Here is a 9,794-nt window from a genome sequence, read left to right on the forward strand (position 1 = left end):
CCCACGGCGGCAGTGCTGTTTAATAAGGACGTCTAACTTTAGGGTATCTATACACATGTCAGAACAAAACAACACCGAAATGGCTTTTCAGATCCAGCGTATCTACACCAAGGATATCTCCTTCGAAGCACCCAATGCTCCGCAGGTTTTCCAGCAGGATTGGCAGCCAGAAGTTAAACTTGATCTTGATACTGCTTCCAGTCAGCTGGCTGAAGATGTGTATGAAGTGGTACTGCGTGTTACCGTAACTGCCTCTTTAGGCGAAGAAACTGCATTCCTGTGTGAAGTTCAGCAAGGCGGCATCTTCTCCATCGCAGGTATCGACGGCACCCAACTGGCCCATTGCTTAGGTGCATACTGCCCGAACATTCTGTTCCCGTATGCTCGCGAATGTATCACCAGCCTGGTTTCTCGCGGTACTTTCCCACAGCTGAATCTGGCACCGGTTAACTTTGATGCCCTGTTCATGAACTATCTGCAACAGCAGGCTGAAGGCGAAGGTGCTGAACAACGTCAGGATGCCTGATGAACACCACCCATGCTTCAATGACTGTCATCGGTGCCGGATCTTACGGCACCGCATTAGCCATCACGCTAGCGCGTAATGGCCATCAAGTTGTGTTATGGGGTCATGACCCTAAGCATATTCAGCTTCTGCAACAAGACCGCTGTAACCAGGCTTTCCTGCCCGATGTCCCTTTCCCTGATACTTTGCTGCTGGAGACGGATCTGGCACGTGCGCTGGCAGCCAGCCGTGATGTGTTGGTCGTCGTGCCGAGCCATGTTTTTGGGGCCGTATTGCATCAGTTGAAACCGCATTTACGCAAAGATGCGCGTATTGTCTGGGCAACCAAAGGGCTTGAGGCCGAAACCGGGCGCTTGCTACAAGATGTCGCGCGGGAAGTGTTGGGTGAGAGCATCCCGCTAGCTGTTGTCTCTGGCCCCACCTTTGCCAAAGAGCTGGCCGCCGGTTTGCCGACCGCGATTGCACTGGCCTCAACCGATGCGAAGTTCAGTGAAGATTTGCAACAGCTGTTGCATTGTGGCAAAAGTTTCCGGGTGTATAGCAATCCCGATTTTATCGGGGTGCAGCTGGGTGGCGCGGTTAAAAACGTGATTGCGATTGGTGCGGGGATGTCCGATGGTATTGGCTTTGGTGCTAATGCCCGTACTGCGCTGATCACCCGTGGTTTGGCTGAAATGACACGCTTGGGTTCTGCATTGGGCGCGGATCCCTCCACCTTTATGGGCATGGCAGGATTAGGTGATTTGGTGCTAACCTGCACCGATAACCAATCCCGTAACCGTCGATTTGGCATCATGCTGGGTCAGGGATTAGGCGTACAAGAAGCACAGGACAAAATTGGTCAAGTGGTTGAAGGTTACCGCAACACCAAGGAAGTTCTGGCATTGGCACAGCGTCATGGTGTGGAGATGCCAATAACCGAACAGATTTATCAGGTGTTGTATTGCCACAAAAATGCCCGTGAAGCGGCATTGACTCTGTTGGGTCGAACCAAAAAAGATGAAAAAAGCGGCATTTAGCCAATGAGGTTATTTGCCTGCAATAAGTTCAGGGCTGAAATAAAATAATAACGATATATCCAACGTCACTGTGGCTGTAGCCTCAGGGAGTCAGGGTATCAGTTGCTTCGGTCGTTCCCCGAAGTGACCTGTTTATGGGCAGGAGTATGCAATGTCGTCAGAAGAGTTAGAGCTGGTCTGGAGTAGCATTAAATCAGAAGCCAGAGCGCTGGCTGAGTGTGAACCGATGCTGGCAAGTTTTTTTCACGCGACATTATTGAAGCATGAAAATTTGGGCAGTGCGCTGAGCTATATTCTGGCGAATAAACTGGCTAATCCGATCATGCCTGCGATTGCCATTCGTGAGGTGGTAGAAGATGCCTATCGCGCGGATGAACAGATGATTGTCTCCGCTGCTCGCGATATTTTGGCTGTACGCTTGCGTGACCCCGCTGTTGATAAATATTCCACGCCGCTGTTGTATCTTAAAGGTTTCCACGCGTTACAGGCATACCGTATCGGGCATTGGCTGTGGGCAAAAGATCGTAAAGCGCTGGCAATTTATCTGCAAAATCAAGTGTCTGTCGCTTTTGGCGTGGATATCCACCCAGCGGCGACCATTGGTTGTGGCATTATGCTAGACCACGCCACCGGCATTGTAATTGGTGAAACCGCCGTCGTTGAGAATGATGTCTCCATCCTGCAATCCGTTACCCTTGGCGGTACTGGTAAAACCAGTGGTGACCGCCATCCGAAGATCCGCGAAGGTGTGATGATTGGTGCTGGCGCGAAAATTCTGGGGAATATTGAAGTCGGGCGTGGTGCCAAAATTGGCGCTGGGTCAGTGGTGTTACAATCCGTCCCCGCACATACCACCGCCGCTGGCGTGCCGGCGCGTATCGTGGGTAAACCAGAAAGCGATAAACCTTCGTTGGATATGGATCAGCATTTCAATGGGGCTGGGCATGGTTTTGAGTACGGCGACGGTATCTAACCCCATTGGTCCTTGAAACTGTCGCTGTGCTAGTTGCCTTGCTGCGACGGCAATGACTTTGGATATCAGACTACTGACAACGTCGCTTGAAGGGGAAATGTTCCGTTGGGGTCGTAGTCGCGTAAGCGACCGAAGCGCCCCTAGGAACAGTAATCCCTTCACACACACGGCTTGATGCTGGGTTTGTTATTAACCTCTGGGATATACACCTTTCTTTCTATTTGGGTTGCTAGCTAACCACAGATACTTTTTGGCAAAAACAGCTACTCTTTCAGTAACGCACCCGGATAACCCAACTGCCGCCAAGCCTCATATACCACCACTGACACGGCATTGGACAGATTCATGCTGCGGCTATCGGCTTGCATCGGAATTCTGATTTTCTGCTGAGCGGGTAATGCATCCAGAACCCTGGGTGGTAAACCTCGGGTTTCAGGGCCAAACAGCAGGTAATCATTAGCCTGATAGCTGACGGCGCTGTGGGCGGGTGTCCCTTTGGTGGTCAAGGCAAATAAGCGGGCGGGTGTTGCCCCGGCAGATTGCGCACCATCGAGTTGTTCACAGTCCAAAAAAGCTTGGTAATCATGGTGATGCTTGATGCTGGCAAACTCATGATAATCAAGGCCCGCTCGGCGTAAGCGTTTGTCATCCCAGGTGAAACCCAAAGGCTTAATCAGATGAAGTTGGCAGCCAGTATTCGCACATAACCGGATGATATTACCGGTATTGGGCGGGATTTCGGGTTCAAATAAAACGATATTAAGCATATGTCCCCCAATAATGAGGGGCGCAGGATATCAGAATCCCCCTCTCAGTGCAGCGGTTGCCGATGCCGGTGTCGTAAACAAAAATTTAAAAGCAAGGAGCGGAGAGTGCGAGCTGCGGCTATTTTATATGCTGGTCGGCACAGTCAATATTCATGGGGGATTTATCATGACATCAGCTAAAGGATCGATCGGCAGCGCGCAGGACCCACGCTGGGCCGCCATTATGACTCGCGATAAAACTGCCGATGGTCAGTTCGTTTATGCGGTGAAAACCACTGGTATCTATTGTCGCCCCTCTTGCCCATCTCGTCAGGCCAAAGCCGAACACATTGAATTCTTTGCCAATAATCATGCGGCCGAGCAAGCGGGCTATCGGCCTTGTAAACGTTGTCAGCCTACTCAGTTACCGCTGGTGTTGCAGAATGCAGAAAAAATCAGTCAAGCGTGCCGCTTAATTGAGCAAGCGGAAGTGCCGCTGAAGCTTGCTGAACTGGCCGCTGAACTAAATCTCAGCGCTTTTCATTTTCATCGGCTGTTTAAGGCCATAACCGGGCTGACCCCCAAGGGGTATGCCAATGCGACGCGAAGTGCGCGTGTCCGCGCTCAATTGGCAGGGGGAGGCTCGGTGACTGACGCTATTTTTGATGCTGGCTATAATGCCAATGGTCGATTTTATGCGCAATCCAATCAGCTCTTGGGGATGACGCCGACCCGTTATCGTCACGGTGGACGTGATGTTACGCTGCGCTTTGCCGTTGGTGAAAGCTCTCTTGGCGCGATTTTGATGGCGAAAAGTGAGCTGGGCATCTGCGCTATTTTGTTAGGTGACTCACCCGCGTCACTGGTGCAGCAGTTGCAGGATAAATTTCCACAGGCGGAGTTAATCGGTGGTGATGCCGAGTTTGAACAGTGGTTCGCTCAGGTGGTGGGGTTGGTTGAGGCTCCCAGGCTCGGCCTTGATTTGCCGCTGGATATTCAGGGTACTGCTTTTCAGCAGCGGGTTTGGCAGGCGCTGAGAGAGATCCCGGTTGGTGAAACCGCCAGTTATGCCGATGTCGCCGCTAAGATTGGTTCACCAAAAGCCGTGCGTGCCGTTGCTGGCGCTTGTGCGGCCAATATATTGGCTGTCGCTATTCCCTGCCACCGGGTCATTCGCCAGGATGGTGCATTATCAGGTTATCGTTGGGGGGTTGAACGCAAGAAACAGTTACTGGAAAAAGAGGGCGCGGCGGTGATAGCCACCTTACTGCTCGATCCAAAATGATCGGGCAGTAAGGTTTATGCTCAAGCCATTGGCGTGGCAGCTCACACCTCTGCCACTTCAAGTGTGAGGGGCATTTAAGCTTTAAGAGGATGCAGCGGCAACCAAAGTACCAGCCGCAGGCCACCTAATGGACTGTCCTCTGCCCGCACCCAACCTCGATGCTGATTGACGGCGGTTTCAACTATCGCCAGCCCCAAACCAGTCCCGCCTGATTCGCGATCTCGCGCTTCATCAGTGCGATAGAACGGGCGGAATATCTGCTCACGGTCATCTTCGCTGACCCCTGGCCCATCATCATCAACAATGATAGTGACACCATGATTATCCGAGCTGAATGCCACCGCAATGTGGTGATGGGAATAACGCAGCGCATTACGTACGATATTCTCTAGCGCACTGTCAAGGGCCGCCGGATTGCCAAATAAGGTCCATGGCCCCGGTGGTGATGTCACCTCCAGCGTTTTACCCATTTGGTCAGCCTCAAATTGGGCATCTTCCAGCACCTCAGACCATAAATCATTCGCTTTAATCGGCTCGCGATGTAGCTCGTTTTTGTGTTGACTGCGAGATAGCACCAGCAGATCATTGATCATGCTATCTAATCGTTGCGCCTCCATTTCGATACGCTCCAGCTCTTTCCCTTCACCATGGCGGCGGCGCATCAGCGCAGTAGCCAGCTGCAAGCGGGTTAGCGGGGTGCGTAACTCATGGGAGATATCAGAAATCAGCCGTTGTTGGGCCACCACCATTCGATCGAGCGCACTGATCATCTGATTGAAACTGGCACCGGTTGCCAGAAACTCTTGCGGCCCGGATTCCAACTCCGGGTGCTGCTTCAGGTTACCTCGCGCGACATCGTCGGCGGCATTTTTCAGCTTACGCGCTGGTTTTGCCAGGCTCCAGGCTAGCCACAGTAGCAACGGCGAACTGATCAGCATGGTGGCAATCAAGAGCAGCAGCGGGCGGTCAAACATCAAATTGATAAAATCAGATTGTGGGCTGCTGGCAGGGCGCAGCAAATAGAGCTGATAGTTATCTTCCCCATCACGAATAGAGAAGGGGCCGACCATCTCGACGCGGCCATATTTTTTCTTTTTCGGCTGATCTGAGTTATCTGACTGGCCGATAAAATTACGCACCATTTGCATTTCGTGGCGCTGGGCACCAATGACTCGGCCCTCGGTGGTCACCAACACCAAGTGCTGGCCCGGTGGCGCCCACTTCTCAATGGCGCGATAAAGCCTGCGCCACCACATGAGATCATTGGCAGGATCGCTGGCCAGCTCAGCTTCAATATGTTGCTCCAGCATCGTTCCCTGGCGCTGTTCGCTGTCGAGCAAGGTGGTCATTTGACGCGAATCAAGCTTTGGCACCATCAGCACTAGCATCAATACCAGTGCTAAGGTAAACCAGAAAATAGCAAAAATTCGCGTCGTTAAACTGTTAATCATGTTTCGGATACCATCAGATACCCGCGGCCGCGTAGGGTTTTAAACCACGGCAGCCCATCTTTGCGATCCGGTAACTTACGGCGCAAGTTTGAAATGTGCATATCAATGGCGCGGTCAAAAGGCGTCAACCGCTTCCCCAGAACTTCCTGGCTAAGATGCTCCCGCGAGACGACCTGACCGAGATGCTGGGCCAGCAGGTAGAGTAAAGTAAATTCAGTGCCGGTTAATTCCAACACTTGGCCTTCAAAACTGGCCTCCTGACGGCCCGGATTCAATTGCAGGCAATCAACTTCGAGTATCGGGGCACCTTGATCAACATTTTGTTGCTGTTCGCTCCAGTTAGAGCGACGCAAAATGGCGCGGATACGTGCAACTAGCTCGCGGTCATTAAAGGGTTTTGCCAGATAATCATCTGCGCCTAGCTCAAGACCAAGCACCCGATCCAATTCACTGCCACGGGCCGTCAGCATAATCACCGGTGTCTGGTGGTGTTGACGCAGCTCTTTCAGTGTTTCGATACCGTTCTTACGTGGCATCATAATATCAAGCAATAACAAATCGATAGAGCTGTCTAGCAGGTTCAACGCCTGTTCGCCATCATAGGCAACCACAACATTAAAGCCCTCCATTTCCAACAACTCTTTCAACAGCGATGTCAATTCACGGTCATCATCAACTAATAGGATTTTATGCATGTTTATTTCTCCTCTTGACGCAAAATACGTTAACAATTGCCGCTATTCCATGACTTTACTTAGCTTTACATGCCCTGACTCCAGTTTTACATCCACTGACGCATGTTTGCAGCTGGGCCGATAGACTGCTTCTCAATGAATCGCATAGCAGTAAATCGCTTAGCAGATAGAAACCAGGAGTTAAATGATGCGTAAAGTAACTACAGTAACAACGTTAATCATGGCGTCAATGTTAGTTCTCGGCTCTCACGCCGCCTTCGCCGCCGATAAGACCGAAGCCGCAGATGGCTGGTGCCACGGTAATGGTGACGGTGCGATGATGAACAAGAAAGATGGCCGTGGTCACCATAACATGTTTGATGGTCTGCAACTGTCTGACCAGCAGCGTCAACAAATGCGTGACTTGATGAGCCAGTCTCGCCAAAGTCAACCTCGCCTTGATGTTGCTGACCATGAAGCAATGCACAAGCTGGTTACTGCCGATAAATTCGACGAAGCTGCGGTAAGAGCGCAAGCCGAGAAGATGTCCAAAGACCAGGTTGAACGCCAGGTCGAAATGGCCAAAGTTCGTAACCAAATGTACAACTTGCTCACTCCAGAGCAAAAAAACACCTTAAATACTAAGCACCAGCAACGCATTGAGAAAATGCAGCAGGCGCCAGCAGCACAACCCTCTTCTGCCCAGAAGTAAGTAGTACCAAGTAATACCCTGTTTTCCTTGCCATAGACACCATCCCTGTCTTTCGCCCTCCATGATGGAGGGCTTTTTTTTTGCGTCACTCCCGCCGCCTGAAGTGCTCGTTTGTTACCTGACTGCAACTCAAATTATTTAGGGTATATACTAATAAGCCCTGAATATTATTCGGAATGAGTTATGGACCCGCAATATGCGCGACTGGTTAAAGCTGCTGCGCTCAGTGCGACGGTGTTGGCCTCAATTTTACTGATTATTAAAATTTTTGCCTGGTGGCATACCGGATCGGTGAGTCTATTGGCCGCGTTAGTTGACTCGCTGGTGGATCTCGCGGCCTCGCTGACAAACCTTTTCGTGGTGCGCTACTCACTGCAACCTGCTGATGAAGAACATACTTTTGGTCATGGTAAAGCTGAATCACTGGCGGCGTTGGCGCAAAGTATGTTCATTTCCGGCTCGGCGTTATTCCTGTTTTTGACTGGTTTCCAGCACTTAGCGTCACCGGAACCCTTGCAAGATCTTGGCGTCGGTATCTGGGTAACGTTAATTGCACTATTCAGTACACTGATATTAGTCACTTTTCAGCGTTGGGTGGTACGAAAAACCCACAGTCAGGCGATTCGCGCTGATATGTTGCACTATCAATCTGACGTCATGATGAATGGTGCTATTCTTATTGCGTTGGCATTAAGTTGGTATGGTTTTCATCGTGCGGATGCTCTGTTTGCCTTGGGTATTGGGGTTTATATTCTCTATAGTGCGCTGCGTATGGGCTATGAAGCGGTGCAATCCTTACTGGATCGTGCCTTGCCTGATAACGAGCGGCAGGAGATTATCAATATTGTGATGTCATGGCCGGGAGTGATTGGCGCTCATGATCTGCGTACCCGTCAGTCGGGGCCGACACGCTTTATTCAGCTGCACCTCGAGATGGAAGATAGGGTGCCGTTGATGGAGGCGCATCTTTTAGCTGAGCAAGTTGAGCGTGCATTGCTACACCGTTTTCCCGGTGCTGATGTCCTTATCCATCAAGATCCCTGTTCCGTGGTGCCGAAAGAGCGTCATGCACATTGGGAACTATAATTACTGAATTAATAATTGCTTAATTAATGATAAGTAAACTGTGGTGACATTATGGTTCGGTTATGAAGAAAATACCGCCAAATGGCATGACTTGAATCAATTCAGCTTGGTCTTTTTGCTATAATATCCGATATTAAGCTCATAAAGCTGATTTTCTGTACTCTTCACCTGTGCAAGACATAAATCAGCAGACAACGAATTTTAAAAAATCGCATCTACAAGTTCAGAGGTAGTCATGGTCAAGAAAATCGGTGTACTAACAAGCGGCGGTGATGCGCCAGGTATGAACGCAGCCATTCGTGGGGTGGTTCGTGCTGCTTTGTCAGCAGGATTGGAAGTTTATGGTATTGAAGATGGCTACCTTGGCTTGCATGAAAATCGCATGAGGAAACTGGATCGCTATAGCGTGTCAGATATGATTAACCGCGGCGGTACTTTCCTCGGTTCTGCGCGTTTCCCTGAATTTCGTGATCCAGCTGTGCGTAAAGTTGCCCTTAAGAATATGGAAGACCGTGGTATTGATGGCCTGGTGGTTATCGGCGGTGACGGTTCTTATGCGGGTGCAGATTTGTTGACCAAAGAGGGTGGTATTCACTGTGTGGGTTTACCGGGCACCATCGATAACGATGTGGCCGGTACTGACTACACCATCGGTTTCTTCACCGCACTGGAAACTGTGGTTGAAGCGATTGACCGTCTGCGTGATACCTCTTCCTCACATCAGCGCATCTCTATCGTTGAAGTGATGGGCCGCTATTGCGGTGATTTGACCTTGGCCGCTGCTATTGCCGGGGGCTGCGAGTTTATCGCTATCCCTGAAGTTGAATTTAAACGTGAAGATTTAGTGGCTGAAATCAAAGCAGGCATCGCGAAAGGTAAGAAGCACGCTATCGTGGCGATTACTGAAAAGTTGGATGATATTGATTCGCTGGCTAAATACATCGAGAAAGAGACTGGCCGTGAAACTCGTGGCACGGTGTTGGGTCATATCCAACGCGGCGGTGCGCCAGTGGCTTATGACCGTATTCTGGCTTCCCGTATGGGGTCTTATGCGGTTGATCTGCTGTTGCAGGATCATGATTTCACCCAAGGCGGCTTCTGCGTCGGTATACAGAACGAGAAAATGGTGCATGAATTAATCTCCGTTTGTATCGCGCCAGAGAACAAGAAAAGTAAATTCAAAGAAGATTGGTACAACACTGCGAAAAAACTGTTCTAAAACAGTTTATTGCATGGTCACAGAGCCTCCGCTTGCGGGGGCTTTTTGCATGTGTGCCGGGCATGCTCAGCAGCTCGGGGGTGAAAGTCCCCTGTCCAGCCTG

10 protein-coding genes are annotated in these 9,794 nt (G+C 50.6%); 7 read left to right on the forward strand and 3 right to left on the reverse strand.

Annotation, left to right across the window (positions count from 1 at the left end; genetic code table 11):
* Window positions 1-55 precede the first annotated feature (55 nt).
* From secB to cysE, 3 genes are all read left to right on the forward strand, one after another.
* Complete coding sequence (gene secB, locus AACW11_RS12795; protein WP_005164715.1) at window positions 56-526, forward strand: protein-export chaperone SecB; 471 nt, start codon at window positions 56-58, stop codon at window positions 524-526.
* Entirely contained in the window at window positions 526-1,545 is a 1,020-nt protein-coding gene (gpsA, locus tag AACW11_RS12800) for an NAD(P)H-dependent glycerol-3-phosphate dehydrogenase (protein WP_212586879.1), read from the forward strand. The genes secB and gpsA overlap by 1 nt, the downstream gene beginning before the upstream one ends.
* 151 nt (window positions 1,546-1,696) lie before the next feature.
* A complete protein-coding gene (cysE, locus tag AACW11_RS12805; protein ID WP_005273637.1) occupies window positions 1,697-2,518 on the forward strand; it encodes a serine O-acetyltransferase in 822 nt (273 codons plus the stop codon).
* 263 nt (window positions 2,519-2,781) lie between these two features.
* Here cysE and trmL read toward each other — a convergent pair whose 3' ends face one another.
* On the reverse strand, window positions 2,782-3,285 hold the full coding sequence (gene trmL, locus AACW11_RS12810; protein WP_212586880.1) for a tRNA (uridine(34)/cytosine(34)/5-carboxymethylaminomethyluridine(34)-2'-O)-methyltransferase TrmL: 504 nt from the start codon (window positions 3,283-3,285) through the stop codon (window positions 2,782-2,784).
* Between the two features lie 166 nt (window positions 3,286-3,451).
* Between trmL and ada the strand changes: the two genes are divergently transcribed.
* Window positions 3,452-4,549, forward strand: a complete 1,098-nt coding sequence (gene ada, locus AACW11_RS12815) for a bifunctional DNA-binding transcriptional regulator/O6-methylguanine-DNA methyltransferase Ada (protein WP_249192952.1) — start codon at window positions 3,452-3,454, stop codon at window positions 4,547-4,549.
* 74 nt (window positions 4,550-4,623) lie between these two features.
* Here ada and cpxA read toward each other — a convergent pair whose 3' ends face one another.
* Window positions 4,624-6,000, reverse strand: a complete 1,377-nt coding sequence (gene cpxA, locus AACW11_RS12820) for an envelope stress sensor histidine kinase CpxA (protein ID WP_212586881.1) — start codon at window positions 5,998-6,000, stop codon at window positions 4,624-4,626.
* A complete protein-coding gene (gene cpxR / locus AACW11_RS12825; protein ID WP_212586882.1) occupies window positions 5,997-6,695 on the reverse strand; it encodes an envelope stress response regulator transcription factor CpxR in 699 nt (232 codons plus the stop codon). Before cpxR ends, cpxA begins: the two co-directional genes overlap by 4 nt.
* 187 nt (window positions 6,696-6,882) lie before the next feature.
* Between cpxR and cpxP the strand changes: the two genes are divergently transcribed.
* The 3 genes from cpxP (at window position 6,883) to pfkA (ending at window position 9,691) form a co-directional block, all read left to right on the forward strand.
* A complete protein-coding gene (gene cpxP / locus AACW11_RS12830; protein ID WP_212586887.1) occupies window positions 6,883-7,386 on the forward strand; it encodes a cell-envelope stress modulator CpxP in 504 nt (167 codons plus the stop codon).
* 183 nt (window positions 7,387-7,569) lie between these two features.
* Entirely contained in the window at window positions 7,570-8,472 is a 903-nt protein-coding gene (gene fieF, locus AACW11_RS12835; protein WP_212586883.1) for a CDF family cation-efflux transporter FieF, read from the forward strand.
* Between the two features lie 235 nt (window positions 8,473-8,707).
* Complete coding sequence (gene pfkA, locus AACW11_RS12840; RefSeq protein WP_005273621.1) at window positions 8,708-9,691, forward strand: 6-phosphofructokinase; 984 nt, start codon at window positions 8,708-8,710, stop codon at window positions 9,689-9,691.
* Window positions 9,692-9,794 lie beyond the last annotated feature (103 nt).

Origin of the sequence: Yersinia sp. Marseille-Q3913, assembly GCF_963892745.1 — a bacterium.
Lineage (GTDB): Bacteria > Pseudomonadota > Gammaproteobacteria > Enterobacterales > Enterobacteriaceae > Yersinia > Yersinia bercovieri.